The organism is Pseudomonas fluvialis (genome assembly GCF_002835605.1).
In the GTDB taxonomy this organism is placed as follows: domain Bacteria; phylum Pseudomonadota; class Gammaproteobacteria; order Pseudomonadales; family Pseudomonadaceae; genus Aquipseudomonas; species Aquipseudomonas fluvialis.
Genome location: NZ_PIYS01000018.1, coordinates 229,494 through 254,625, shown reverse-complemented (window position 1 = coordinate 254,625; position 25,132 = coordinate 229,494). Strand labels below are relative to the sequence as shown.

21 protein-coding genes are annotated in these 25,132 nt (G+C 63.9%); 15 read left to right on the top strand and 6 right to left on the bottom strand.

Features of this window, described 5'->3' with window-relative positions; all coding sequences use genetic code 11:
• Positions 1 to 142: 142 nt before the first annotated feature.
• From dadA to CW360_RS10905, 5 genes are all read left to right on the top strand, one after another.
• On the top strand, positions 143 to 1,441 hold the full coding sequence (dadA, locus tag CW360_RS10925; protein ID WP_101193721.1) for a D-amino acid dehydrogenase: 1,299 nt from the start codon (positions 143 to 145) through the stop codon (positions 1,439 to 1,441).
• Positions 1,416 to 1,763: a RidA family protein gene (locus CW360_RS10920; RefSeq protein WP_093984423.1), complete on the top strand. Its 348-nt coding sequence runs from the start codon at positions 1,416 to 1,418 to the stop codon at positions 1,761 to 1,763. Before dadA ends, CW360_RS10920 begins: the two co-directional genes overlap by 26 nt.
• 28 nt (positions 1,764 to 1,791) lie before the next feature.
• Positions 1,792 to 2,865 (top strand): alanine racemase, encoded by a 1,074-nt coding sequence (gene alr, locus CW360_RS10915; RefSeq protein ID WP_101193720.1) that lies wholly within the window; start codon positions 1,792 to 1,794, stop codon positions 2,863 to 2,865.
• Between the two features lie 114 nt (positions 2,866 to 2,979).
• Positions 2,980 to 3,528, top strand: coding sequence for a cupin domain-containing protein (locus CW360_RS10910; RefSeq protein WP_101193719.1), 549 nt, complete (start codon positions 2,980 to 2,982; stop codon positions 3,526 to 3,528).
• A gap of 108 nt (positions 3,529 to 3,636) precedes the next feature.
• Positions 3,637 to 4,062: a c-type cytochrome gene (locus CW360_RS10905; protein ID WP_093984426.1), complete on the top strand. Its 426-nt coding sequence runs from the start codon at positions 3,637 to 3,639 to the stop codon at positions 4,060 to 4,062.
• 75 nt (positions 4,063 to 4,137) lie between these two features.
• On the opposite strand, the gene CW360_RS10900 is transcribed toward CW360_RS10905, so the two are convergent.
• A complete protein-coding gene (locus CW360_RS10900) occupies positions 4,138 to 6,687 on the bottom strand; it encodes a WG repeat-containing protein (RefSeq protein ID WP_101193718.1) in 2,550 nt (849 codons plus the stop codon).
• Positions 6,688 to 6,758: 71 nt separating this feature from the next.
• A complete protein-coding gene (rep, locus tag CW360_RS10895; protein WP_101193717.1) occupies positions 6,759 to 8,768 on the bottom strand; it encodes a DNA helicase Rep in 2,010 nt (669 codons plus the stop codon).
• Positions 8,769 to 9,007: 239 nt separating this feature from the next.
• Between rep and CW360_RS10890 the strand changes: the two genes are divergently transcribed.
• The gene (locus tag CW360_RS10890; protein ID WP_392527823.1) at positions 9,008 to 10,675 is read left to right on the top strand and encodes a putative bifunctional diguanylate cyclase/phosphodiesterase; all 1,668 of its coding nucleotides are present in this window, start codon (positions 9,008 to 9,010) and stop codon (positions 10,673 to 10,675) included.
• On the opposite strand, the gene CW360_RS10885 is transcribed toward CW360_RS10890, so the two are convergent.
• Positions 10,667 to 11,311: a TetR/AcrR family transcriptional regulator gene (locus CW360_RS10885; protein ID WP_101193716.1), complete on the bottom strand. Its 645-nt coding sequence runs from the start codon at positions 11,309 to 11,311 to the stop codon at positions 10,667 to 10,669. The two genes, CW360_RS10890 and CW360_RS10885, sit on opposite strands and share 9 nt — an antisense overlap.
• Positions 11,312 to 11,373: 62 nt before the next feature.
• Positions 11,374 to 12,753: a glutamine synthetase family protein gene (locus CW360_RS10880; protein ID WP_101193715.1), complete on the bottom strand. Its 1,380-nt coding sequence runs from the start codon at positions 12,751 to 12,753 to the stop codon at positions 11,374 to 11,376.
• 267 nt (positions 12,754 to 13,020) lie between these two features.
• Between CW360_RS10880 and CW360_RS10875 the strand changes: the two genes are divergently transcribed.
• From CW360_RS10875 to CW360_RS10835, 9 genes are all read left to right on the top strand, one after another.
• Positions 13,021 to 13,770: a gamma-glutamyl-gamma-aminobutyrate hydrolase family protein gene (locus tag CW360_RS10875; RefSeq protein ID WP_101193714.1), complete on the top strand. Its 750-nt coding sequence runs from the start codon at positions 13,021 to 13,023 to the stop codon at positions 13,768 to 13,770.
• A 41-nt stretch (positions 13,771 to 13,811) separates the two neighbouring features.
• Complete coding sequence (locus tag CW360_RS10870; protein ID WP_093984432.1) at positions 13,812 to 15,170, top strand: glutamine synthetase family protein; 1,359 nt, start codon at positions 13,812 to 13,814, stop codon at positions 15,168 to 15,170.
• Positions 15,171 to 15,227: 57 nt separating this feature from the next.
• A complete protein-coding gene (locus CW360_RS10865; protein WP_093984433.1) occupies positions 15,228 to 16,604 on the top strand; it encodes an aspartate aminotransferase family protein in 1,377 nt (458 codons plus the stop codon).
• Positions 16,605 to 16,718: 114 nt separating this feature from the next.
• Positions 16,719 to 17,819 carry a polyamine ABC transporter substrate-binding protein gene (locus CW360_RS10860; protein WP_093984434.1) on the top strand — a complete coding sequence of 367 codons (1,101 nt, stop codon included), beginning with the start codon at positions 16,719 to 16,721 and terminating at the stop codon, positions 17,817 to 17,819.
• A gap of 176 nt (positions 17,820 to 17,995) precedes the next feature.
• Positions 17,996 to 19,090, top strand: a complete 1,095-nt coding sequence (locus CW360_RS10855) for a polyamine ABC transporter substrate-binding protein (RefSeq protein WP_101193713.1) — start codon at positions 17,996 to 17,998, stop codon at positions 19,088 to 19,090.
• 50 nt (positions 19,091 to 19,140) lie between these two features.
• Positions 19,141 to 20,295 (top strand): polyamine ABC transporter ATP-binding protein, encoded by a 1,155-nt coding sequence (gene potA, locus CW360_RS10850; RefSeq protein ID WP_093984436.1) that lies wholly within the window; start codon positions 19,141 to 19,143, stop codon positions 20,293 to 20,295.
• Between the two features lie 23 nt (positions 20,296 to 20,318).
• Positions 20,319 to 21,200, top strand: coding sequence for an ABC transporter permease subunit (locus tag CW360_RS10845; RefSeq protein ID WP_165765286.1), 882 nt, complete (start codon positions 20,319 to 20,321; stop codon positions 21,198 to 21,200).
• Between the two features lie 82 nt (positions 21,201 to 21,282).
• Positions 21,283 to 22,122 (top strand): ABC transporter permease subunit, encoded by an 840-nt coding sequence (locus tag CW360_RS10840; protein WP_101193712.1) that lies wholly within the window; start codon positions 21,283 to 21,285, stop codon positions 22,120 to 22,122.
• Positions 22,123 to 22,284: 162 nt separating this feature from the next.
• A complete protein-coding gene (locus CW360_RS10835) occupies positions 22,285 to 23,865 on the top strand; it encodes a methyl-accepting chemotaxis protein (RefSeq protein ID WP_170307383.1) in 1,581 nt (526 codons plus the stop codon).
• Here the strand turns inward: CW360_RS10835 and CW360_RS10830 are convergent, their stop codons facing one another.
• Both CW360_RS10830 and CW360_RS10825 read right to left on the bottom strand, forming a co-directional pair.
• Positions 23,866 to 24,819, bottom strand: coding sequence for a homoserine kinase (locus CW360_RS10830; protein WP_101193711.1), 954 nt, complete (start codon positions 24,817 to 24,819; stop codon positions 23,866 to 23,868).
• Between the two features lie 6 nt (positions 24,820 to 24,825).
• Positions 24,826 to 25,107 (bottom strand): DUF2782 domain-containing protein, encoded by a 282-nt coding sequence (locus tag CW360_RS10825; RefSeq protein WP_101193710.1) that lies wholly within the window; start codon positions 25,105 to 25,107, stop codon positions 24,826 to 24,828.
• Positions 25,108 to 25,132: the final 25 nt, after the last annotated feature.

The following is a 25,132-nucleotide window of genomic DNA, read 5'->3' as shown; positions in this document are numbered from 1 at the left end:
AGGTGAAAAGGCTTATCTGGCGGATTTAATCGCAAAAGGCCCGCGTTAAACAGTGAAAATCCCTGCCTGCGCTTTCCTATACTGCCCTCACGTGCAAAATAACAAACGTCAGCCCGCACGCGGGGCCGACGGGGAGGCAGTCATGCGGGTGCTCGTTCTGGGTGGTGGAGTGATCGGTACGGCCAGCGCCTATTACCTGGCGCGTGCCGGGTTTCAGGTCAGCGTGCTGGAACGGCAGCCGGGGGTGGCGCTGGAGACCAGCTACGCCAACGCCGGCCAGGTATCGCCGGGCTATGCCTCGCCCTGGGCGGCCCCGGGTATTCCGCTGAAAGCCATCAAGTGGCTCCTGCAGCGCCACGCACCGCTGGCCATCAAGCTGACTGGCGATCCGCAGCAGTACTTCTGGATGCTGCAGATGCTGCGCAACTGCACGGCCGCCCGCTATGCGGTGAACAAGGAGCGCATGGTGCGTCTGTCCGAGTACAGCCGCGACTGCCTCGACGAACTGCGTGCCGATACCGGCATCGATTACGAAGGCCGCCAGCTGGGCACCACCCAGCTGTTCCGTACCCAGGCGCAACTGGATGCGGCGGCCAAGGACATCGCCGTGCTGGAGCGCTCCGGTGTGCCCTATGAGGTGCTGGACCGCGCTGGCATTGCCCGCGTCGAGCCGGCCCTGGCCGGTGTCGCAGACAAGCTGGCCGGAGCCTTGCGCCTGCCCAACGACCAGACCGGCGATTGCCAGCTGTTCACCAGCAAGCTGGCGCAGATGGCCAGGGAGCTCGGCGTGGAGTTTCGCTTTGGCTGCACGATCGAGCGCCTGGATATCGCCGGTGACCGTATCAACGGCGTGTGGGTGGATGGTCAGCTGGAAACCGCCGACCGCTACGTGATGGCGCTGGGCAGCTACAGCCCGCAACTGCTCAGGCCGCTGGGCATCAAGGCGCCGGTCTACCCGCTGAAGGGTTATTCGCTGACCGTACCAATCCGCAATCCGGCCATGGCCCCGACCTCGACCATCCTTGATGAAACCTACAAGGTAGCCATTACCCGCTTCGACCAGCGCATCCGTGTGGGTGGCATGGCCGAGATCGCTGGTTTCGACCTGTCGCTCAACCCGCGTCGTCGCGAAACCCTGGAGATGATCACCAACGATCTCTACCCGCAGGGCGGCGACCTGGCGCAAGCCGAGTTCTGGGCCGGCCTGCGCCCGGCGACCCCGGACGGCACGCCGATTGTTGGTGCCACGCCCTATCGCAACCTGTTCCTCAACACCGGACACGGTACCCTTGGCTGGACCATGGCCTGCGGCTGTGGACGCTTCCTCGCCGACCTGATGGCCAGCAAGCGTCCGCAAATCAGCCCCGACGGCCTGGATATCTTCCGTTACGGCCACAGCAAGGAGAACACCCGGCATGTCCATCCAGCGCCTGCACACTGAAAAGCGCTACAGCGAAATCGTCATCCACAACGGCACGGTGTACCTCGCCGGGCAACTGGCGGATGACTATGCCGGCGATATCCGCCAGCAAACCCGTGAAACCCTGGCCAACATCGACCGACTATTGGCCGAGGCTGGTAGCGACAAGTCGAAGATCCTCGGCCTGACCATCTTCCTGCGTGACATGGCCGACTATGCGGCGATGAACGAGGAGTGGGATGCCTGGGTGGCCGAAGGCGCCGCCCCGGCGCGTGCCTGTGTCGAGGCGCGGCTTTACGACCCGCGTGTGCGCGTGGAAATGACCCTGACCGCCGCGCTGTAGCGCGGCCCTGCCTGGAAAGCCTGCCGCCATGCGTCCCGCTCGTGCGCTGATCGATCTCCAAGCCCTGCGCCACAACTACCGGCTGGCCCGTGAACTGAGCGGTGCGCGGGCCCTGGCGGTGATCAAGGCCGATGCCTATGGGCATGGCGCGTTGCGTTGTGCCGAGGCGCTGGCCGGGTTGGCCGACGGCTATGCGGTGGCCTGTATTGAAGAAGCCCTGGAGTTGCGCAACGCGGGCATCAGCGCGCCGATCCTGCTGCTCGAGGGCTTTTTCGACAGCAGCGAGCTGGCCCTGATTGACCAGCATCGCTTGTGGTGCGTGGTGCATGCCCCCTGGCAGTTGGCGATCATCGAGCAGGCGCGTCTGCAACAGCCGCTCAACGTATGGCTCAAGCTGGACAGTGGCATGCACCGCGTCGGCCTGCATGCCGCCGAGTACGCGGCGGCCTATCGTCGCCTCAAGGCCTGCGGGCAGGTCGGTGAGGTGGTGTTGATGAGCCACCTGGCGCGTGCCGATGAGCTGGACTGTTCGCGCACCGAGGAGCAGCTGGCGCTGTTCAACCAGGCGCGCAGCGGCTTGCCCGGCGCGATCAGCCTGTGCAACTCGCCGGCCATCCTCGGCTGGCCGCAGCTGCCCAGCGACTGGGTGCGCCCCGGCATCATGCTCTACGGCGCCACGCCATTTACCGGGGCACAGCCTCAGGCGGCACAACTGCGCCCGGTGATGACCCTGGAGTCGCGGATCATCAGCGTACGCGAGCTGCCTGCCGGCGAGCCGGTGGGCTATGGCGCACGCTTCGTCTGCCCGCGCGCGACGCGGATTGGCGTAGTGGCCATGGGGTATGCCGATGGCTATCCGCGTCACGCCCCGGACGGTACGCCAATCCGCGTCGATGGGCAGCCGGCGCGCCTGGCCGGCAGGGTCTCCATGGACATGCTCTGCGTGGATATCAGCGACCTGCCGCAGGCCGGCCTGGGCAGCCGGGTTGAACTGTGGGGCGGGGCGGTTGCCGCCAGCGAAGTGGCCCAGCTCAGTGGCAGCATTCCCTACCAGCTGTTCTGTAACCTCAAGCGGGTGCCACGTGTCTATTGCGGGGCCTGACGGCTGGGCGTGGCGGTAACGGCGGCGATCATGCCGGCAAGCATGTTGTAAATACTGAACACTGTTGCCATCATACTTGCAATGCACGCATTCCTGCCGAGGAGGAAACCCGCATTGGACGTTGGTGTTCGACTGCAAACCATCCGTAAACTCAAGGGGCTGTCGCAACGTGAGCTGGCCAAGCGGGCCGGTGTCACCAACAGCACCATTTCCATGATCGAGAAGAACAGCGTCAGCCCGTCGATCAGCTCGCTGAAAAAGGTGCTGGCCGGCATTCCCATGTCCTTGGTGGAGTTCTTTTCCCTGGATGTCGATGATGAGCAGCCCACCCAGGTGGTCTATCGCGCCGATGAGCTGACCGATCTGTCCAGTGGGGCGGTGAGCATGAAGCTGGTCGGGCGGGCCCTGCCGGGACGGCATATCGCCTTTCTCGACGAAACCTATCCGCCGGGCTCGGATACCGGTGCCGAGATGTATAGCCACGAGGGTGAGGAAGCCGGCCTGCTGGTCGAGGGGCGGCTGGAGCTGACGGTGGGCGAAGAAGTGTTCGTGCTCGAGGCGGGTGACAGCTACTACTTCGACAGCACGCGTCCGCACCGTTTCCGCAATCCGTTCGAGGTGCCAGCGCGGCTGATCAGCGCCACCACGCCGGCCAACTTCTGATCGCCTGCTGCGCGGCGCTGCAGCGTGTTGGTATGCTTTTCGGTATACTGCGCGACGCTCCGGCAAGCCGTGGCCGCGAGCGATACTAGCCACGATGAGGGTTTAAGGGTGAAGCTGACTAACAAGATGCTGGTAGCCAAGGCTGCCGTATTGGCCCTGTGGGCTATGGGCGCCCAGGCGACTACCGATGAAGCCGTTGCCGAGCGCATCAAGCCGGTCGGTCAGGTGTGTGTCGCGGGCCAGGAGTGCGCCGGTGTAGCCGCCGCGGCTACGGCGTCTGCCGGTGCTGCAGCGCGTAGCGGTGACGATATCGTTGCCAAGCACTGCAACGCTTGCCATGGCACGGGCCTGCTGAACGCGCCGAAAGTGGGTGACAGCGCCGACTGGAAAGCCCGCGCCGATGCCAAGGGCGGCCTGGACGGCATCCTCGCCACCGCCATTTCCGGTATCAACGCCATGCCGCCGAAAGGCACCTGCTCGGACTGCTCGGATGACGAGCTGAAGGCTGCGATCAAGGTCATGTCTGGCCTGTAAGCACCTGGCTTGCCCACAAAAAAACCGCCTTCGGGCGGTTTTTTTGTGCCTGCCATTGGCTGTGCGGGCTGCGGTTTATTGTCGCAGTCGGTCGAGCAGGCGCGCCAGCGGGCCGGACTGGCGGCGCTGCGCCAGCAGTCCCTCGGCGCGTTCGCGGGCGCCGGCGACACCCGCGTCGAGTGCCTTGCGCAGCCACTCCAGCGCCTGTTCCTGGTCGGCCTCGTTGCCGAGCAGTAACTCGGCCAGGTCCAGATAGGCGTCCTCGTACTGCTCGGCGCAGGCCTGCTGCAGGTGCTCGCGGGCCTTGCCCGGATCGGCTTTGCCGCCCAGGCCATGCAGGTACTGGCGGCCCAGGCGCCAGTGCGCGTAGCCGTCGCCATTGCGCAGGCTGTGCTGGTAGTAGCGCCGCGCCTGGGCATAGTCCTCGCGCTGCTCATGCAACCAGCCCAGGTAGTTGGCGCTGGCATCCTTGTCGCCGTAGCGCCAGGCGGCCGTGAAGTGCTGCAGGGCCAGGTCGTAGTCGGCTTCCTCGTCGAGCAGCAGCTGGGCCAGCTCCAGGTGGGCCGGGCGGTGGCTGCGCTCGGTGGCCAGCTGCAGGTAGTGGCGCGCCAGCGCCCGGTCCTGGGTGCAGCCGCGGCCCTGGCGGTAGCAGTCGCCCAGGTTGCGCGCGGCCAGCGCCGAGCCGGCATCGCTGCCGCGCTGGAAACAGGCGAGGGCGCCGGCATGGTCCTGGTCGGCATGGTCCAGCAGGCAGCCGAGGTCATTGAGTGCATCACTGTTGCCGAGCTCCACGGCGCGCAGCAGTAGTGGCCGGGCCTTCTCGTAGTCCTGCGCTTCGAGGGCGGTCACGCCGCGGCGGTGTGCGTCTAGGGCCAGCCAGAGATCGCCGGCGCTGCGCTGCAGGCAGGCCTGCTGCACCTCGCTGAGGCCGAACTGGGCGTAGCGGTCGACGATCTGCAGGGCGCGCTCGGCCGCCAGCGGCTGGCTGCTGCCGTCTGCCTGAAGGAGCCAGGCGCGGTCGTCGCGGAACACCAGCGCACGCTCCTCGCTCTGCACGAAGCGGTGCTCGGCACGCGCCTGGTCGAGTGGCTCGCGCAGCCACTGGCCGTCGCTGTCGAGGATGCCCCAGCGGCCTTCCAGGCAGGCGCTGAAATACTGGTCGTAGAGGCTTTCCAGGCGCTCGAAGCGTGGCTGCGCGCTCCAGCCGGGCTGCGCGCCGCCGCGATACAGGCCCCAGTGCTGACCCTCCTGGACCCGGCAGTAGTAGCTGCCGTCGGCGCTCCGGCAACCGAGCTGCAGCTCGATCCGGGTGTAGGCGCAGGGCAGCAGCCAGCGCTGTTGCTGATGGCGATAGAGGCCGTACAGACGGTTGTCGCGCACCAACCAGGCCTGCATGTCGTGCAGGTAGTCGAGCGCCTGGTACTCGCCGGGCAGCAGCGCCTGGCCCTGATCGTCGAGCGCGCGCCAGCGCCACTGCTGGCCGTCGCGGCGACGAATCAGATAGGTCTCGCGGCTATCCAGGTCGAAGCTCTGCAGGTTGTCGATGCCGATGGCGCCGAGGTCGTGGAAGCGCGTGGTGAACAGGTGCTGCGGGCCCTTCGCCGGTCTGGCGGCGTAGTAGCCCTCGTACGCCTGGATCTGCCGGTACTGTGCGGGCAGCAGCCAGTTGCCCTGCGGGTCGATCACCCCCCACAGCTCGCCCTGTTGCACGGCCCAGGTGGCACCGGTGTGATCCAGTGGCTCGCCGGCTTCGAACTGGCAGGGCACGGTCAGCCGCCCCTGCAGGTCGATCAGGCCGAACTTGCCGCTCTCGGCGACCAGCGCGTGGCCGCCGGCGAAGTCGAAGGCGTCCTCGAACTGGCAGGCGATCACCTCGTGGCCCCGGCGGTCGACATAGCCGAAACGCCCGTCCAGATGTACGCAGGCCCTGTCGCTGAGCCGGTCGAAGTCGAAGAAGGCCTGATAGCGGGGCTCGATCAGCACCCGGCCGTCTGCCGCACGCAGGCCGTAAAGCTGGTTCTCGCAGAAGATCTGTGGCGCATCTTCATCCTGCACCGGCAGCATCGAGCCGAGCGGTTCCCAGCCGTAGTCGTAGCCGCTGTGGTTGAGCAATGCCCGGAAACTGCCGGCCCAGGGCGCATCGACGGCGGGACAGTTGTCCAGCAGCAGCGGATTGTCGTTGTCGATGGCCTCGCGGATGCAGGCGTTGTTGCGCGCGATCTCCTCCAGCAGGGCGTCGGCCTGGGCGCGGCGGTCGTCGTCGCGCATGTTGAACAGGTCCCAGGCGTCCAGGTGGAACCAGGCATGTCGGGCGCGGCCGTCGAGCAGCTGGAAGATTCTCTCGCGGGCGTTGCGGAAGGCCTCGACATCGTCCAGCAGGCTGCCGGCGTGGCGCTCGATGAAGGCATAGAAGGCACGTAGCGCCTCGATGCCGGCGGGCGCCTCGGCGTACAGGCCTTCTTCGCTGTGCGGGTCGTTGTAGCAGTTGTGTCCGACGCAGCCGCCTTGGGCGAACAGCGGATGCAGCAACAGGGGCAGCTCGTAGCTCCACTCCATCAGCGCCAGGCAGTCATCCTCGCTGCTGCCGATTTCGGCTTTATTGTACAGGTACAGGCGATGGGACATGGTGCGCTTCCTTGCGAGACGACGGAAGCGCGCAGTCTAGCCGGGAAGCCGCTTTGCGGCTGTGCGCTTGGTCAGCGCTTGAGCAGGGCGCGCATGCTGGCCAGGGCGTCGTTGCCGCGTGCTGTCTTGACCTCCACCGGGGTGTCTTCCTGGCCTTCCCAGACTAGGTCTTCTGGCGGCAGTTCGTCGAGGAAGCGGCTCGGCGTGCAGTCGATGACTTCACCGTACTGCTTGCGCTTGGCGGCGAAGGTCAGGGTCAGATTGCGCTTGGCGCGGGTGATGCCGACATAGGCCAGGCGACGCTCCTCCTCGATGGTGTCGGCCTCGATGCTGGAGCGGTGTGGCAGAATCTCTTCCTCGAAGCCGATGATGTACACCGAGGGGAATTCCAGGCCCTTGGAGGCATGCATGGTCATCATTTGCACGCCTTCGGCGCCTTCTTCCTCTTCCTGCTGACGCTCGAGCATGTCGCGCAGCACCAGCTTGCCGATGGCGTCCTCGATGGTCATGTCGCCTTCCTCGTCCTTGTCGAGGGTGTTCTTCAGCGCTTCGACGAGGAACCACACGTTACCCATGCGCGCCTCGGCGACCTTGTCGCTGGAGGCGTTCTGGCGCAGCCAGTTTTCGTAGTCGATATCCATGATCATGCTGCGAATGGCGCCGATCGGGTCGTTGCCGGCGCAGAGTTCGCGGATCTTGTCGATGTAGCGTTTGAACCGCGAAAGGCGCTCTGTGTAGCGGCTGTCCAGATGCTCGGCCAGGCCTAGCTCGTCGCTGGCGGCATACAGGCTGATCTTGCGCTCGCTGGCGTAGTTGCCGAGCTTCTCCAGGGTGGTCGAGCCGATCTCCCGGCGTGGTACGTTGATCACCCGCAGGTAGGCGTTGTCGTCATCCGGATTGACCAGCAGGCGGAAGTAACTCATCAGATCCTTCACTTCCTGGCGGGCGAAGAAGCTGGTACCGCCGGACAGGCGATAGGGAATCTGATGGTGCTGCAGCTTCAGCTCCATCAGCTTGGCCTGGTAGTTGCCGCGGTAGAGGATGGCGAAGTCGCTGTACGGGCGCTGGGTGCGCAGGTGTTCGGTGAGGATTTCCAGGGCCACCCGCTCGCATTCGGCTTCCTCGTTGCGCGTACGGATCACGCGGATCTCGTCGCCGTGGCCCATCTCCGACCAGAGCTGTTTCTCGAATACGTGCGGGTTGTTGGCAATCAGCACGTTGGCGCACTTGAGGATGCGGCTGGTGGAGCGGTAGTTCTGCTCGAGCATCACCACCTTCAACGAGGGGTAGTCTTCCTTCAGACGCATCAGGTTTTCCGGGCGCGCGCCACGCCAGGCGTAGATCGACTGGTCGTCGTCGCCAACCACGGTGAACTGGCAGCGCTGTCCGACCAGCTGTTTGACCAGCAGGTACTGGCTGGTGTTGGTGTCCTGGTATTCGTCGACCAGCAGGTAGCGGATGCGCTGTTGCCATTTTTCCAGGATGTCGGCGTGCTCCTGGAACAGCTTGACCGGCAGCAGGATCAGGTCGTTGAAGTCCACCGCGTTGTACGCCTTGAGCGTGCGCTGATAGTGCAGGTAGACGATGGCGGCGGTCTGTTCCTTTGGGTTGCGGGCGCCGGCCAGGGCTTCCTCGGGCAGGATCAGGTCGTTCTTCCAGCTGTCGATGTACTGCTTGATTTCGTCGACGCCGTCATCGCCAGCGTATTCCTTTTGCATGATGTCGGTGAGCAGGGCCTTGATATCGCCGTCATCGAAGATCGAGAAGCCGGGCTTGTAGCCCAGCCGTGCGTATTCCTTGCGGATGATGTTCATGCCCAGGTTGTGGAAGGTCGACACCGTCAGGCCGCGTGCCGCAGCACCCTTGAGCAGGCTGCCGACGCGTTCTTTCATCTCCCGTGCAGCCTTGTTGGTAAAGGTCATGGCGACGATGTGGCGGGCCTGGATGCCGCAGTGCTGCACCAGATAGGCGATCTTGCGGGTGATCACGCTGGTCTTGCCGGAGCCGGCACCAGCCAGCACCAGCAGCGGGCCACTGATGTAGTTGACGGCTTCCTGCTGACGGGGATTGAGTCGGGACATGCGCTTACCTCACAACGGGGCGGCATTCTAACAGGCTGGCTGGCTGGGCGGCGGCGCTGCGCGGCGGGGTGGCACTGCGCCAGCCTTGGCGAATGCGCAGAATCCGGTAGGCTTGTGCGGCCTGCCGCGAGGTGGCGGGCCGGGCCGCACCGGATGAGTTGCCCGCATAGACGCCGCAAAACGGCGCGTACAGGCCGAGGAATGGCACTTTTTTGCTGTAGTCCCCGGGGAAGGTTCAGGTGCTGGCTCGCGACTATCCACTGCGTGTGCTGCTGCTGGCCAGTGAAGATCACTGGCTGGTGTCGCTGCGTGCCTGCGTGCAGGCGTTGCAGGGGCAGGTGCAGCTGATCAGTGCGCCGTCCTGGAGTGCCGCCTGTGCCCTGTGCGTGGACGAAGACCTGTCGCCGCTGGCGCAGGTACTGTTGGCCACCCCCGCGCTGCAACCGCCTGCCGGCCGCTGCAGCTTGCCGCTGATTCAGTTGCTGGAGGCTGACCAGCCGCCACCTGTGCAGGGCGACTGGTTGTACCGCAAGGAGCTGAGCGCCAGCCTGTTGCAGCGCAGCCTGCAGCACGTGGTGGAGCGCCACGCGCTGAGCCGGCGTTTGCAACAGCTCACCGAGCAGGATGCGCTAACCGGGATTGCCAACCGCCAGGGCTTTCATCGCCTGTTGGGGCTGCGCTTGGCGGCGGCGCCGGGCCAGGTGCTGTTGGGCTTTCTCGATCTGGACAATTTCCGCTATGCCAATGACAGCCTGGGCCAGCAAGCCGGTGACCGGCTGATCCAGCAGGTGGTGGCACGCCTGAGCAGCCAGTTGCAGCCGGGCGAGCAACTGGCGCGGCTCGGCGGTGACGAATTTGCCCTGTTGCTGCAGGGGGGGGCGGATAGTCAGCGTGCCCAGCAACTCGCTGAGCAGATCACCGCACAACTGGCCGAACCCTACTGGCTGGATGGCGAGACCCTGTTGCTTGGCTGCAGCCTGGGCCTGGCCCAGGCGCGCGCCGGACAAAGTGCCGATCAGCTGCTCTGGCATGCCCAGCTGGCCATGCAGCAGGCCAAGGCCAGCCAGGGCTGTACCTACCAGCTGTATGACGAGCGCAGTGTGCTGGGGCGGCGCAGCCAGGCCGAGCGTGAAAGCGAATTGCGCCGAGCCCTGCGGCGTGACGAACTGCAGCTGCATTACCAGCCGCGCCTGTGCCTGCACAGTCAGCAGGTGGTGGGTCTGGAGGCGCTGGTGCGCTGGCAGCACCCGGAGCTGGGCCTGCTCGGCCCCGACCAGTTCGTGCCGCTGGCCGAAGAAAGCGGCATGATCGTGCCGCTCGGCTACTGGGTGATGGCTCGCGCCATGCGCGACATGCAGTGGCTGTTGGGGCGCGGCCTGGCGCCGTTGCACATGGCGGTCAATCTGTCGTTCCGCCAGTTTCAGGACAGCCAGCTGCTGGCCACCCTGCGCCGCCTGCTCGATGAGCGTGGCGTGGATGCGCGCTGGCTGGAGTTCGAACTGACCGAGACCGCGGTGATGCGCCGCAGTGATCAGGTGCGGCAGACCATGGATGCCCTGGGCGAGCTGGGCGTGCGCTTTGCCCTGGATGACTTCGGCACCGGTTTCTCGTCCTTCCAGCATCTGGCCAGCCTGCCGATTGCCCTGCTGAAGATCGACAAGGGCTTTGTTGCCGGGCTGCAGGAGCATGCGGAAAAGCGCCGCCTGCTGCAGGCGATGATCAACCTGGCGCATAACCTCGACCTGCAGGTGGTCGCCGAAGGTGTCGAGCTGCCGGCGCAACTGGAGTTGTTGCGCCAGTTTGGCTGCGATCAGGTGCAGGGCTATCTGATCAGTCGCGCCTTGCCGCTGGCTGAGCTGGCGCGCTTCCTGGTGTTTCGACCGCGCCAGGGGCTGGCGTCAGTCTGACAGCGGCGCGCTGCGCCGCGGCAGCGCCGCCGGCAGGTACAGGCCCAGATAGGCTTCAAACACCCGCATGCCCTCGCTGGCCAGGCGCGGAGTGATCTGCCCGTGCAGTTGTACCGAGCGTGCATACACACGGTCACCCAGCTCCATGGCTAGGGCGAACACATCCACCTCATCGGGTAGCTGGGGCAGCGGGAAGTGACGGTTGAACAACGCCTGCAGGCGTTGGCCCAGCTCCAGGTCGTGCTGCTGGTCAGCCAGGGTCAGTTCGGCCAGGCCGTGCTGGGTGAGGATCAGCTGTCGCGCGGCGCTGTCGGTCGCATAGATGGCCAGCATGCGCTGCTCGATGATGCGCGCCAGGTCATGCCAGCTGTGCAGTGTGTCATGCGCCACGGGCTGTTCCAGGCAGTTGCGAAAGGCTGCATGCACCTCGCGGGTCAATGCTTCGAGGAGCGCCGGTACGCTGGCGAAGAAGTGGTACACCGAGGAGGGTGGGATGCCCGCACGCTCGGCCACGGCATAGATGGTCAGCGCCGCCACGCCCTGCTCGGCGAGCAGGCTGCGGGCTGCGTTGAGGATCGTGGCGATGCGCGCCTGGCTGCTGGCGCGCGGCTTGCGTGGTGAGCTGGAACGGGACATGCAAGGCTCCGGGGCAACGGCCTGCTATTGGACGCCAGGCCGGTGCCACAGGGCAAGTCACCCTATACGGTGTGCAGGTACCAGTTGTACTCGAGGTCGGAGATGGTGGTCTCGAACTCCTGCAGTTCGGCTTCCTTGCAGGCGACGAAGATATCAATGTACTTCGGGTCGATGTACTGGTTGAGCACTTCGCTGTCGTCCAGTTCGCGCAAGGCATCACGCAGGTTGTTGGGCAGGCTCTGTTCCAGCTGCTCGTAGGAGTTGCCCTCGATCGGTTCACCCGGGTCGATTTGCCGGGTCAGGCCGTGGTGCACGCCAGCGAGGATAGCCGCCATCATCAGGTAGGGGTTGGCATCGGCGCCGGCCACGCGGTGCTCCAGGCGAATGGCATCGGCACTGCCGGTCGGTACGCGTAGGGCTACGGTGCGGTTGTCCAGGCCCCAGCTCGGCGCGTTGGGTACGTAGAACTGCGCGCCGAAGCGGCGGTAGGAGTTGACGTTGGGACAGAGGAAGGCCATCGAGGCGGGTAGGGTCTCCAGCACACCGCCGATGGCATGCCGCAACGCGGCGTTGTGCTGGGGATCCTCACTGGCAAAGATGTTCTTGCCGGTCTTCTTGTCGATCAGCGAGATATGCACATGCAGGCCATTACCGGCCTGGCCCGGGTAGGGCTTGGCCATGAAGGTAGTATCCATTTCATGGTCGTAGGCGATGTTCTTGATCAGGCGCTTGAGGAGCAGGGCGTGGTCGCAGGCCTTGATGGCATCCGGCACGTGGTGCAGGTTGACCTCGAACTGCGCCGGAGCACTTTCCTTGACGATGGCGTCAGCCGGGATGCCTTGTTCCTTGGCGGCTTCGAGGATGTCCTGCAGGCAGTCGGCATATTCATCGAGGTCGTCGATCAGGTACACCTGGGTTGACTGCGGGCGCTTGCCCGACAGCGGTGAGCGTGGCGGCTGCGGACGGCCGTTCACGTTCTCCTGGTCGATCAGGTAGAACTCGATTTCGAAGGCGGCGCAGATGGTCAGGCCCAGCGCGTCGAACTTCTCGACAACCTGGCGGAGCACTTCGCGCGGGTCGGCGAAGAAGGGTGTGCCATCCAGTTCGTGCATGGTCATCAGCAGCTGGGCGGTCGGACGCTTCTGCCAGGGTTCGTTGCTCAGGGTGTTGGGGATGGGAAAGCAGACCCGGTCGGCATCGCCGATGTCCAGGCCCAGTCCGGTGCTTTCTACTGTAGAACCATTGATGTCGAGGGCAAAGATCGAGGCGGGCAGGTTGATGCCCTTGGCATATACCTTGTGCAGGCTGGCGCGTTCGATGCGCTTGCCGCGCACCACGCCGTTCATGTCTGCAATAAGCAGGTCGACGAACTGCACCTCAGGATGTTCCTTAAGGAACTCGTTCGCTTCATTGAGCGTAACGGCACTCGGGGGTACCGACATGATGCAACACCTTTCTTGTTAAAAATATCAATCACGCACTGCTGATGCAGTGAGTCAATCTTAAAGCCCCTAGGCTGTCAATAGCGCCCTGTTTTGCTCTTTTTTGGTGCGTTGCGGCCTTTTATGGGGCGTCCAGGGTCGTGCAAAGGCGGCTGTCATGCGTTGCTCAGTGGCCTGTGTTTGATTTTTTACAGCCCTATTGTGTAAAAAAATGAACAAGGCTACTCTCGGTCGCAGCCCATAACAGCAATAAAACGGGTAAAGCCCATGGCCGTCATGCCAGTCATCGGGGTCGTCGCCTGCATTCGCCAGGTCGGCCTGCACCCCTACCATATCGCCGGCGACAAGTACCTGCAGGCCATTCTCGCGGTCGGCGGACTGCCGTTGATTCTGCCGGCCCTGGGGCATGCCGTGAGTAGCGAAAGCCTGTTGGCGCAGGTGGATGGCCTGCTGCTCACCGGCTCGCCGAGCAATATCGAACCCCATCACTATAGCGGGCCTGCCGACAGCGCGCAGGGCTGCAGCGATCCGGCCCGCGACCACACCACCTTGCCCTTGATCCGTGCGGCCTGTGCCGCTGGTGTGCCGCTGCTGGGTATCTGCCGTGGTTTCCAGGAAATCAACGTGGCGCTGGGCGGCAGTCTGCATCCCGCCCTGTATCGGCTGCCTGGGCTGCTCGAGCACCGTGAGCCGGCCGAGGCAGATGCGGCGCTGCAGTACGCCGCGCGTCATGCGCTGCAGGTGCAGCCGGGCGGGCTGTTGGCTAGCCTGGGATTGCCTGCGGAATTTCCGGTCAATTCGCTGCACGGCCAGGGTATCGACCGCCTGGCGCCCGCGCTGCGGATTGAGGGGCGTGCTCCGGACGGCCTGATCGAGGCCGTGGCGCTGGATCCGACGCAGGGCTTTTTGCTCGGCGTACAGTGGCACCTGGAATGGCAAATGCAGTCCAATCCGCAGTCCCTGGCTATTTTTCAGGCGTTTGCCGAGGCCTGCCGGATGCGTCAGAAACAACGCTGAGGAACCGCGCAGGGCGGTTTCTCTTTCCAACCGAGGTTTGTATGAGCGCCAAGCTTGACCAGCTGACCAGCTGGCTGAAAGAACGCAAGATCACCGAAGTCGAGTGCCTGATCAGCGACCTGACCGGGATTGCCCGCGGCAAGATCTCGCCCACCAACAAGTTCCTCGACGAGAAGGGCATGCGCCTGCCGGAGAGTGTGCTGCTGCAGACGGTGACCGGCGACTACGTGGAGGACGACATCTACTACGACCTGCTCGATGAAGCCGACATCGACATGTTCTGTCGGCCTGATCCGGCGGCCGTATTCCTGGTGCCCTGGGCGGTGGAGCCGACCGCCATGGTCATTCACGACACCTTCGACAAGCAGGGCAACCCCATCGAGCTGTCGCCGCGCAACATCCTCAAGAACGTGCTCAAGCTGTATGCCGACAAGGGCTGGAAGCCGATTGTCGCGCCGGAAATGGAGTTCTACCTGACCAAGCGCTGCGCCGACCCGGATTTCCCGCTGGAGGCGCCGGTGGGCCGTTCCGGGCGTCCGGAAACCGGCCGGCAGAGTTTTTCCATCGATGCCGCCAACGAGTTCGACCCGCTGTTCGAGGACATGTACGACTGGTGCGAGCTGCAGGGCCTGGATCTGGATACGCTGATCCACGAGGAAGGTCCGGCGCAGATGGAGATCAACTTCCGGCATGGTGATGCACTGCACCTGGCCGATCAGATCCTGGTATTCAAGCGCACCATGCGCGAGGCGGCGCTCAAGCACGACGTGGCGGCGACCTTCATGGCCAAGCCAATCACCGATCAGCCCGGCAGTGCCATGCATATCCACCAGAGCGTGGTGGACCTGAAAACCGGCAAGAACATCTTCTCCAATGACGACGGCAGCATGAGTGAGCTGTTCCTCAACCATATCGGTGGTCTGCAGAAGTACATTCCCGAGTTGTTGCCGCTGTTCGCCCCCAACGTCAACTCGTTCCGCCGCTTCCTGCCCGACACCTCGGCACCGGTGAACGTCGAGTGGGGCGAAGAGAACCGCACCGTAGGCCTGCGTGTGCCCGAAGCCAACCCGCAGAACCGCCGGGTGGAAAACCGCCTGGCCGGGGCCGATGCCAACCCTTATCTGGTGCTCGCCGCCACCCTGCTGTGTGGCTACATCGGCATGGTCGAGGGTGTGCGCCCCAGTGCGCCGGTCAAGGGGCGCGGCTACGAGCGGCGCAACCTGCGCCTGCCGCTGACCATCGAGCAGGCCCTGGAACGCATGGAAGCCTGCAAGGATGCCGAGAAGTACCTCGGCGAGAAGTTCCTGCGTGGCTATGTAGCGGTCAAGCGCGCCGAGCACGAGAACTTCAAGCGGGTCATCAGCTCATGGGAGCGTGAATTCCTCCTGTTGTCGGTGTAACGCGCCAGCCATTCCAACCGCGGGCCACAGGGCCTCAGTCGTATAGGTGCCACAAGCATGCAAGCGAGCAATTCCCAGCAAACCCAGGCGTGGCAGGCCATGAGCCGTGCCCATCACCTGGCTCCGTTCAGCGACTACCAGCAGCTGGCCGAAAAGGGCCCGCGCATCATCACCAAGGCCGATGGTGTGTACCTGTGGGATAGCGAGGGTCACAAGATCCTCGATGGCATGGCCGGGCTGTGGTGCGTAGCGGTCGGCTACGGGCGCGAGGAACTGGTCGAGGCGGCCGCCGCGCAGATGCGCGAGCTGCCTTTCTACAACACCTTTTTCCAGACGGCCCACCCGCCGGTACTGGAGTTGGCCAAGGCGATTGCCGAGATTGCCCCGCCGGGCATGAACCATGTGTTCTTCACGGGGGGCGGTTCGGAAGGCAACGACACCATGCTGCGTCTGGTGCGCCATTACTGGGCAGCCAAGGGCCAGCCGCAGAAGAAGGTAATCATTGCCCGCGAGAACGCCTACCACGGCTCCACCGTGGCGGGGGCCAGCCTGGGCGGTATGAAGTACATGCATGAGCAGGGTGACCTGCCGATTCCCGGCATCGTGCATATCCCGCAGCCTTACTGGTTCGGCGAGGGCGGCGAGATGACCCCGGATGAGTTCGGCATCTGGGCCGCCGACCAGCTGGAGAAGAAGATTCTCGAAGTAGGTGAGGACAAGGTCGCCGCCTTTATCGCCGAGCCGGTGCAGGGCGCGGGTGGCGTGATCATTCCACCGGACAGCTACTGGCCGCGTATCCGCGAGGTGTTGGCGCGCTACGACATCCTGTTCGTTGCCGACGAGGTGATCTGTGGGTTTGGTCGGACTGGCGAATGGTTCGGCAGCGACTACTACGGCAACCAGCCCGATTTGATGACCATCGCCAAGGGCCTGACCTCCGGCTATGTGCCGATGGGCGGGTTGATCGTCAGCGACAAGGTATTCGAAGTCATCAACCAGGCCGGTGATTTCAACCATGGCTTTACCTACTCCGGGCATCCCGTGGCGGCGGCGGTGGCCTTGGCCAACCTGCGCATTCTCCGTGACGAGGGGGTAGTGGCCCGGGTCAAGGCAGAAACGGCACCGTATTTGCAAGCTCGTTTGCGTGAGCTTGCCGACCATCCGCTGGTGGGTGAGGTGCGTGGTTTGGGCCTGCTCGGTGCCATCGAGCTGGTGCAGGACAAGGCGCAGCGTAAGCGTTACCCGGCGGACTGGGCAGTGGGCATGATCTGTCGTGGGCATTGTTTCGCCAATGGCCTGATCATGCGCGCCGTAGGCGACACCATGATCATTGCCCCGCCGCTGGTGATCAGCCCGGCGGAAATCGATGAACTGGTGGCCAAGGCGCGCCTGTGCCTGGATCTGACCTTGGCCGAGGTGCAGGCGCGGGCTTGAGTGGGCGGGCATTGCTTGCCAGACTTGACCCCGTGCCTTGGCTAGGCTCACCGGAGGGTGTGTCGCCATCTGGCGCACCCCTGGATACTTCCAATGACAATGGAGCTACCCCGCATGACCAAGACTTTTGCTAAGACCCTGCTGGCCCTCGGCCTGGCGGCTGGTGTCAGTGCCATGGCGCAGGCCGATGGCAAGGTGCTGCACGTATACAACTGGTCCGACTACATCGCCCCGGACACCCTGAGCAAGTTCGAGAAGCAGAGCGGCATCAAGGTGGTCTACGACGTCTTTGACAGCAATGAGGTGCTGGAAGCCAAGCTGCTCGCCGGTAGCTCCGGCTATGACCTGGTAGTGCCGTCCAACCCCTTCCTGGCCAAGCAGATCAAGGCCGGTGTGTTCCAGAAGCTCGATCGCAGCAAGCTGGCGAACTGGAAGAACCTTGACGAGAACCTGCTCAAGGCGCTGGAGCCCAGCGATCCGGGTAACCAGTACTCGATCCCCTACATGTGGGGCACCATCGGCATTGGTTACAACGTCGATAAGGTCAAGGCCGTGCTGGGCGACAGCGCGCCGGTGGATTCCTGGGACCTGGTGTTCAAGCCGGAAAACATGGCCAAGCTGAAGGAATGTGGGGTGTCCTTCCTCGACTCGCCGACCGAAATCCTCCCGGCGGCTCTGAACTACCTGGGTTACAGCCCGACCAGCGAGAAACCGGCCGAGCTGAAGAAGGCCGAGGAGCTGTTCCTCTCCATCCGCAAGGACACCGCCTACTTCCACAGCTCCAAGTACATCGGCGACCTGGCCAACGGCAACATCTGCGTAGCGATTGGCTATTCGGGTGACCTCTATCAGTCCAAGTCGCGCGCCGAGGAGGCCAAGAACGGCGTGAACATCCAGTATGTGATTCCCAAGGAAGGTGCCGGCAGCTTCTTTGACATGCTGGCCATCCCCGCCGATGCCAAGAATGTCGCGGGCGCACATGCCTTCCTCGATTTCCTGATGCAGCCGGAAATCATGGCCGAGATCACCAACTACGTGCAGTTCCCCAACGGCAATGCCGCGGCGACCCCGCTGCTTGACGAGGCGATCCGCAACGACCCGGGCATCTACCCGGATGCGGCAACCATGGCCAAGATCTACACCTTCCCGGACCTGCCGGCCAAGGTGCAGCGCCAAATGACCCGTAGCTGGACCACCATCAAGTCCGGCAAGTAACCCGCGACAGGCCTGGCGGGTCTGTCCCGCCAGGGACAACCCGCACGGCCCGGGGTTAGCCCGGGCCGAGGAGGCCGCATGCTGCAGTCCATCCGTCTGGATACCGCCCGTGCGTGGCGGCAGGCCGGTCTGTTGCCGCGGTTTTCCCCGTATTCCTACAACAAGAGGGCAACTCCATGACCACTCGTATCGGCAAGCAACTGCTGGGGTTGCTGACAGGCCTCGGCCTGGCAGTCGGCGCACAGGCAGCCTCCAGCGTGCATGTGTACAACTGGAGCGACTATATCGGCGAGACCACCCTGGAGGACTTCGAAAAGGCCACCGGGATCAAGCCGGTATACGACGTGTTCGACTCCAACGAAACCCTGGAAGGCAAGTTGCTGGCTGGCCGCAGTGGTTATGACGTGGTGGTGCCCTCTAACCATTTCCTCGGCAAGCAGATCAAAGCGGGTGCCTTCCAGGCGCTCGACCGCAGTCTGCTGCCCAACTGGCAGCATCTCGATCCGCAGTTGCTCAAGCAGCTGCAGGTCAATGACCCGGACAACCGCTATGCGGTGCCCTATTTGTGGGGAACCAATGGCATTGGCTACAACGTGGCCAAGGTCAAGGAAGTCCTCGGTGTCGACGAAATTGATTCCTGGGCGGTGGTCTTCGACCCGGCGAATATGGCCAAGCTGGCCAGTTGCGGCGTGTCCTTCCTCGATTCCGCCGACGAGATGATTCCCGCAGCGCTCAACTACCTGGGGCTGGACCCCAACAGCCACGCCGCTGCCGACCATGCACGGGCTGAGCAGTTGCTGCTGGCTGTACGTCCGCATGTGCGCTATTTCCACAGCTCCAAGTACATCGCCGACCTGGCCAACGGCAACATCTGCGTAGCCGTCGGCTTCTCCGGTGACGTGTTGCAGGCCGCCGACCGCGCCGAGGAGGCCGGCAAGGGCGTGGAGATTGCTTTCAGTATCCCCCGCGAAGGCGCCAACCTGTGGTTCGACCTGCTGGCCATTCCGGCGGATGCCAGCAACGTGGCCGAGGCCCATGCCTTTCTCAATTACCTGCTGGAACCCAAGGTGATTGCCCAGGTGAGCGACTATGTCGGCTATGCCAACCCCAACCTGGCTGCCGGGGAGTTCATGGATCCGCAGCTGAAAAGCAACGAGTCCGTTTACCCTCCGCAAGCGGTGCTGGATAATTTGTACATCTCCGCCGAGCTACCGCCCAAGGTACAGCGCCAGATGACCCGCGCCTGGACCAAGGTCAAGTCGGGCAAGTGACAGTGTTGCCCGGCCATGGCCGGGCCGTATTTCTTCGGGAGTTCCAATTCATGGCTGTTGCCTCCAGTGCCTACAAGAAAGCCCTCGAGGGCGCCCAGCAACCCAAGGAGGTGCTGGTCAAGATCGAGCGGGTGACCAAGAAGTTCGACGAGACGGTGGCCGTCGAGGAAGTCTCGCTGACCATCAACAAGGGCGAGATCTTTGCGCTGCTGGGTGGCTCGGGTTCAGGCAAGTCGACCCTGCTGCGCATGCTGGCCGGCTTCGAACGCCCTACCGAGGGACGTATTTTCCTTGATGGCGAGGACATTACCGATCTGCCGCCCTATGAGCGGCCGATCAACATGATGTTCCAGTCCTATGCGCTGTTCCCGCATATGAGTGTGGCGCAGAACATTGCCTTCGGCCTCAAGCAGGACAAGCTGCCACAGGCCGAGATCGATGCGCGCGTGGCGGAGATGCTCAAGCTGGTGCACATGACCCAGTACGCCAAGCGCAAGCCGCACCAGCTGTCCGGCGGCCAGCGTCAGCGCGTGGCCCTGGCCCGCTCGCTGGCCAAGCGCCCCAAGCTGCTGCTGCTCGATGAGCCGATGGGCGCGCTGGACAAGAAGCTGCGCTCGCAGATGCAGCTGGAGCTGGTGGAGATCATCGAGCGGGTCGGCGTGACCTGCGTGATGGTGACCCACGATCAGGAAGAAGCCATGACCATGGCCCAGCGTATCGCCATCATGCACCACGGCTGGATTGCGCAGATCGGCAGCCCGGTGGATATCTACGAGACACCGGCCAGCCGGCTGGTTTGCGAATTCATCGGCAACGTCAACCTGTTCGAAGGGGAGATCACCACCGACGATGCGGACCACGCGATCATCAACTGCCCCCAGTTGGACCAGCCGATCTATATCGGCCATGGTATTTCCACGCGTGCCGAAGACCGGCATCTCACCTATGCCCTGCGCCCGGAAAAACTGCTGATGGCCACCAGCTTGCCGGCTGAGCATGAGCATCCGCAGTACAACTGGTGCGCGGGCCACGTGCACGATATCGCCTACCTGGGCGGCCACTCGGTGTACTTCGTCAAGCTGGGCTCGGGTCAGGTCGTGCAGTGCTTCATCGCCAATGCCGAGCGACGTGGCAAGCGTCCGACCTGGGATGATCCGGTGGTGGTGTACTGGGAAGACGACAGCGGCGTGGTACTGCAATCATGAAACTGAGCAAGCTCAAGCGCTATCTGCCCAAGGGGCGGCATGCGGTGATCGGCGTGCCCTTCGTCTGGCTGTTCCTGTTCTTTCTGCTGCCGTTCTTCATCGTCCTGAAGATCAGCTTTGCCGAAGCAGATGTGGCCATTCCCCCCTATACCGACGTGTTCAGCTGGGCCGATAACCAGCTGACCATCCTGCTCAACTTCGGCAACTACGTATTCCTCAGCGAGGACGCACTGTATCTGGCAGCCTACCTGGGATCGCTGAAGATTGCCTTCGTCAGCACCCTGCTCTGCCTGTTGATCGGCTACCCGATGGCCTATGCCATTGCCCGGGCGCCCAAGGAAATGCAGACCGTCTACCTGTTGCTGATCATGATGCCGACCTGGACGGCCATCCTGATCCGTGTCTACGCCTGGATGGGCATTCTCAGCAATAACGGCCTGCTCAACAGCCTGTTGATGGGCTTGGGACTGATCAGCGAACCGCTGCAGATCCTCAATACCAACCTGGCCGTGTATATCGGCATTGTCTACTCGTACCTGCCGTTCATGGTGTTGCCGCTGTATGCCAACCTGGTCAAGCATGACCAGAGCCTGCTGGAGGCGGCGGCTGATCTCGGTTCGCGCAACTTCAACAGTTTTTGGCGTATCACCGTGCCGCTATCGAAGAACGGCATCATCGCCGGCTGCATGCTGGTGTTCATCCCGGTGGTGGGTGAGTTCGTCATCCCCGAGCTGCTTGGTGGGCCGGAGACGCTGATGATCGGCAAGGTACTGTGGCAGGAGTTCTTCAACAACCGCGACTGGCCGGTGGCATCCGCCCTGGCGGTGGTCATGCTGGCGATCCTGCTGGTGCCGATCATCCTGTTCAACCGTAACCAGGCCAAGGAAATGGAGGGCAGAGCATGACTGCCATGAAGTCGCCGTACCGTAGCCTCGGTTCAACCGGCTCTCAATCCTCACGCCGGGCCAAGGACATGGAGGAGCGCGCATGAAACGCTGGAGCTTCTCCTCCACCATGCTGTGGGTCGGGTTGCTGTTCATCTACCTGCCCATGCTGATCATGGTCATCTACTCGTTCAACGCCTCCAAGCTGGTGACCGTGTGGGGTGGCTGGTCGATGAAGTGGTACTTCGGCCTGCTCGACAACAGCCAGTTGATCGGCTCGGTGTTGCGCTCGCTGGAAGTGGCCCTGTACACGGCTATCGCCGCTACCGCGCTGGGCACCCTGGCAGCCTTCGTGCTGACCCGGGTGACCCGCTTCAAGGGCCGCACGCTGTTCGGCGGCCTGGTCACCGCACCGCTGGTCATGCCGGAAGTGATCACCGGTCTGTCGCTGCTGCTGCTCTTCGTGGCCATGGCGCAACTGATCGGCTGGCCGGCGCAGCGTGGCCTGCTGACCATCTGGATTGCCCACACCACCTTCTGCTCGGCGTATGTCGCGGTGATCGTCTCGGCGCGCCTGCGCGAGCTGGACCTGTCGATCGAGGAAGCGGCCATGGACCTCGGTGCCAAGCCGTGGAAAGTGTTCTTCCTGATCACCATTCCGATGATCGCGCCATCGCTGGCGGCCGGGGCCATGATGTCCTTTGCCCTGTCGCTGGATGACCTGGTGCTGGCCAGCTTCGTGTCCGGCCCTGGTGCCACTACCCTGCCGATGGAGGTGTTCTCTGCCGTGCGTCTGGGGGTCAAGCCGGAGATCAACGCGGTGGCTAGTCTCATCCTGCTCTCGGTTTCGCTGTTCACCTTCGTGGCCTGGTACTTCACCCGGCGCGCCGAGGAGCGCCGCAAGCGCGCTATCCAGCAAGCCATGGCGGAAGAGGCGGTGTGAGTCATGCCGTCCTGGGCGATGCAAGGTCGCCCAGGACTGCTCTACGACTGAGGCAGGGTTCAGTTTGCCGCTGCCTGACCGTTACAGTGGTGTCTATGCTTAGCAGGCCCGGGTGTTGATCGTTGCCGGGCTGCTTGCGTTCCTGGCACTGCGAGGTATCCGATGCGTTCGGCGTTTGTCCGCTACCCCTGGTCCTGCCTGATTCATGCCCTGGCTCTGGCTGGGTTGATGCTGCTTTACCTGCAGTTCCAGTTGCCCTGGTATGTCAGCCTGCCGTCCTACCTGCTGCTGGCCCTGTGGCCCTGGCTCGGGCCCTGGCAGCGTCATGAGGAGGGATGTGTCGAGACGCCGGTACCGGCCGAAGAGGGTGCCCTGCAGCAGCTCAGTCGCAGCCTGTCGCAGAGCACCAGCCGCAATGCCCTGGCGGCCGCGGAACTGGCTTTTATTGCCAAGCAGCTGGCGGTGCGCAGCCAGCAACAGGTGCAGCAGGCCAGCGAGGCCAGTGGTGTGGCCGATCTACTGTCCCAGAGCGGCCTGTTGCAGGCAGATAATGCGGCCACGGCGGCGCGCCAGGTTGAGCAGGTCAGCCAGCAGAGTGATGCGGCCCGTCAGCTGTTGCAGCAGGCCAGCCAGAGCATGCAGCACCTGGCCAGCCAGAGCGGGCAGAGTGAAGGATTGATTGGCGAGCTGACCGAGCGTAGCGGGCAAATTCGTGAGCTCACTGCACGGATCGGCGCGATAGCCAGCCAGACCAACCTGCTGGCGCTGAATGCGGCCATCGAGGCGGCCCGGGCCGGTGACCTGGGGCGTGGCTTCGCCGTGGTGGCGGACGAGGTGCGTAGCCTGGCCGGGCATACCAGCGCTGCCAGTGCCGAGGTGGCCCGCATGAGTGCGGCGATGAGTGAGCAGAGTGCGGCAGTGGCCGCGCATATCCAGGCGCAGGGTAGTGCTTTGTCGCAGGCGGCGCAGGAGGTAGGTGTGGCCAGCCAGCAATTGCTGGAAATAGCCGAGCACGGCCAGGCGCTGCAAGGTGAAGTGGCCGGTATCGCGCAGGCCAGCGCGGATAGCCAGCGGCGCCTGCAGGAACAGGGGGAAAACCTCCGCCTGTTGCGCGAGGACAGCACTGCCAGCCGAACCCAGATCAGCCAGTTGGCCGAGGCGGCGCAGCGCTTGCTGGATGCTGCCGAGCAGAGCAGTGAACAGTTGGCAGCGGTGGCCCTGGATGACTATCACCAGGGCATGCTGGAGCTGGCCGAACAGGCTGCCCGAGCCATCGCAACACGCTTCGAGGCTGATCTGGCGAGTGGTCGGATCAGTGCGGCGGAGCTGTTTGATCGCCAGCTACAAGCAATTCCCGGTAGCCAGCCGACCCGCTTCCACAGTCGTTTCGATGCCTATACCGATGAGGTGCTGCCTGCCTTGCAGGAGCCGTTGCTGGATCGCCATCCGGCGCTGGTCTATGCCATCGCCACGACGCCAGAAGGCTATGTGCCGACCCATAACCAGGCCTTTGCCCAGCCACCAACCGGTGACCTGGCGCAGGATATGCTGCGTTGTCGGAGCAAGCGCCTGTTCAATGACCGAACCGGACGACGCTGCGGCAGCCACCAGCAGCGTCTGCTCCTGCAGACCTACAGCCGCGATACGGGCGAGCTGATGCACGATCTGTCGGTGCCGCTGTGGGTCAACGGGCGTCACTGGGGCGGCGTGCGCCTCGGCTATCGGCCGCAGAGCGCCGGTTAGTTACAAGGCCAGCGGCAGGTTGGGCGGGGCGCTGGCAAAACGTTGCGCCAGGCGTTGCTGGAATTCTGCCGGGTCTTTGACCAGCACCGCCTCGCTCCTGGGTTGCTCCGCAGCCAGCAGACGGGAGAGCCAGAAACGCAGGCAGGCCAGGCGCAGCATGCGCGGCCAGTACGTGACCTCGTCGGTGTGCAGGGGCCGTACAGCGGCATAGCCGGCCAGCAGGGCCTGGCTCAGGGCGTGATCGAGGCTGCCGTCGGCGCGACTGCACCAGTCATTCAGGGCGATGGCCAGGTCGTAAAGCATCGGGCCGCTGCAGGCGTTGTAGAAATCGATAACCCCGGACAGCTGGTTGCCGTCGAACAACACGTTGTCGCGGAACAGATCGGCATGCAGGTTGGCCTGCGGCAGTTCATCCAGCACGCTGGCCAGGCCCGGTAGTTCGGCCAGGCTGTCTTGCAGCAGTGAGCGGGCCTGGCCTGACAGCTGTGGTAGCCGCTGCAGGCCTGCTGCGTGCATCCAGTTCAGGTCGCGGTCGCTGGGTTTGTGCAGCGGCGCTGTGGCAGTAGCCAGGTGCAGGCGTGCGAGAAAACCACCGATTTCCCTGCAGTGCTGGGCATTGGCCTGTTGCACGTGGCGTCCCGGTAGGCGTGGCTGGAGCAAGGCCGGCTTGCCGGCCAGTTCGCGCAGAGCCTGGCCGTCAGCGGCAGGGATGGCAAAAGCTACTGGCAGATGTGCCTGGTGCAGGCGGGCGAGCAGCGCGACCACGAAGGGCAGATCGTGCTGCTCGCCGCGCTCGACCAGAGTCAGCACGTATTCGCCGGCCTCCAGGCTGACGAAGAAATTGCTGTTCTCGGTGCCTTCGGCGATACCGCGGAACGCTTTCAGCCGGCCAAGCCGGTAGGGCGCGAGAAACGCTTCCAGCACATCACGCTGCAGGGGGGTGTAAACCGACATGCGCCATTACCAGCTGAAGATTTCCCATTGCGGGATCAGCATGTCCGGCTTGTCCGAGCGCATCCAGTGTGCTTCACCATCGGCGCGTACCAGGAAATAGGGCTTGCCGCCTTTCGGCGTGACCTTGATGGCGTAGAGGAAGCCATTGACCCGGTATTCCTGGATGGTCTTGTCGCCTTCCTGGCGGATGGTGACCTCCGGCTCGCCGCTGGGGGCGTCTTCGGCGAGCAGCGGCAGCGTGCTGCAGGCCAGCAGGGCGGCGAGAGTCAGGCGGTGGAGTGTGCGCATGGTAACCTTGTCCCTTTCTGTGGCT

Bases quoted from the DNA above. Each gene is read 5' to 3' on its own strand.
- CW360_RS10830 (WP_101193711.1), bottom strand. From the start codon at position 24,819: ATGTCGGTTTACACCCCCCTGCAGCGTGATGTGCTGGAAGCGTTTCTC.
- CW360_RS10835 (WP_170307383.1), top strand. From the start codon at position 22,285: ATGCGTTCGGCGTTTGTCCGCTACCCCTGGTCCTGCCTGATTCATGCC.
- potA (WP_093984436.1), top strand. From the start codon at position 19,141: ATGGCTGTTGCCTCCAGTGCCTACAAGAAAGCCCTCGAGGGCGCCCAG.
- CW360_RS10865 (WP_093984433.1), top strand. From the start codon at position 15,228: ATGCAAGCGAGCAATTCCCAGCAAACCCAGGCGTGGCAGGCCATGAGC.
- CW360_RS10885 (WP_101193716.1), bottom strand. From the start codon at position 11,311: ATGTCCCGTTCCAGCTCACCACGCAAGCCGCGCGCCAGCAGCCAGGCG.
- CW360_RS10825 (WP_101193710.1), bottom strand. From the start codon at position 25,107: ATGCGCACACTCCACCGCCTGACTCTCGCCGCCCTGCTGGCCTGCAGC.
- rep (WP_101193717.1), bottom strand. From the start codon at position 8,768: ATGTCCCGACTCAATCCCCGTCAGCAGGAAGCCGTCAACTACATCAGT.
- CW360_RS10920 (WP_093984423.1), top strand. From the start codon at position 1,416: ATGTCCATCCAGCGCCTGCACACTGAAAAGCGCTACAGCGAAATCGTC.
- CW360_RS10880 (WP_101193715.1), bottom strand. From the start codon at position 12,753: ATGTCGGTACCCCCGAGTGCCGTTACGCTCAATGAAGCGAACGAGTTC.
- CW360_RS10855 (WP_101193713.1), top strand. From the start codon at position 17,996: ATGACCACTCGTATCGGCAAGCAACTGCTGGGGTTGCTGACAGGCCTC.
- CW360_RS10900 (WP_101193718.1), bottom strand. From the start codon at position 6,687: ATGTCCCATCGCCTGTACCTGTACAATAAAGCCGAAATCGGCAGCAGC.
- dadA (WP_101193721.1), top strand. From the start codon at position 143: ATGCGGGTGCTCGTTCTGGGTGGTGGAGTGATCGGTACGGCCAGCGCC.
- CW360_RS10860 (WP_093984434.1), top strand. From the start codon at position 16,719: ATGACCAAGACTTTTGCTAAGACCCTGCTGGCCCTCGGCCTGGCGGCT.
- CW360_RS10840 (WP_101193712.1), top strand. From the start codon at position 21,283: ATGAAACGCTGGAGCTTCTCCTCCACCATGCTGTGGGTCGGGTTGCTG.
- CW360_RS10870 (WP_093984432.1), top strand. From the start codon at position 13,812: ATGAGCGCCAAGCTTGACCAGCTGACCAGCTGGCTGAAAGAACGCAAG.
- CW360_RS10875 (WP_101193714.1), top strand. From the start codon at position 13,021: ATGGCCGTCATGCCAGTCATCGGGGTCGTCGCCTGCATTCGCCAGGTC.
- alr (WP_101193720.1), top strand. From the start codon at position 1,792: ATGCGTCCCGCTCGTGCGCTGATCGATCTCCAAGCCCTGCGCCACAAC.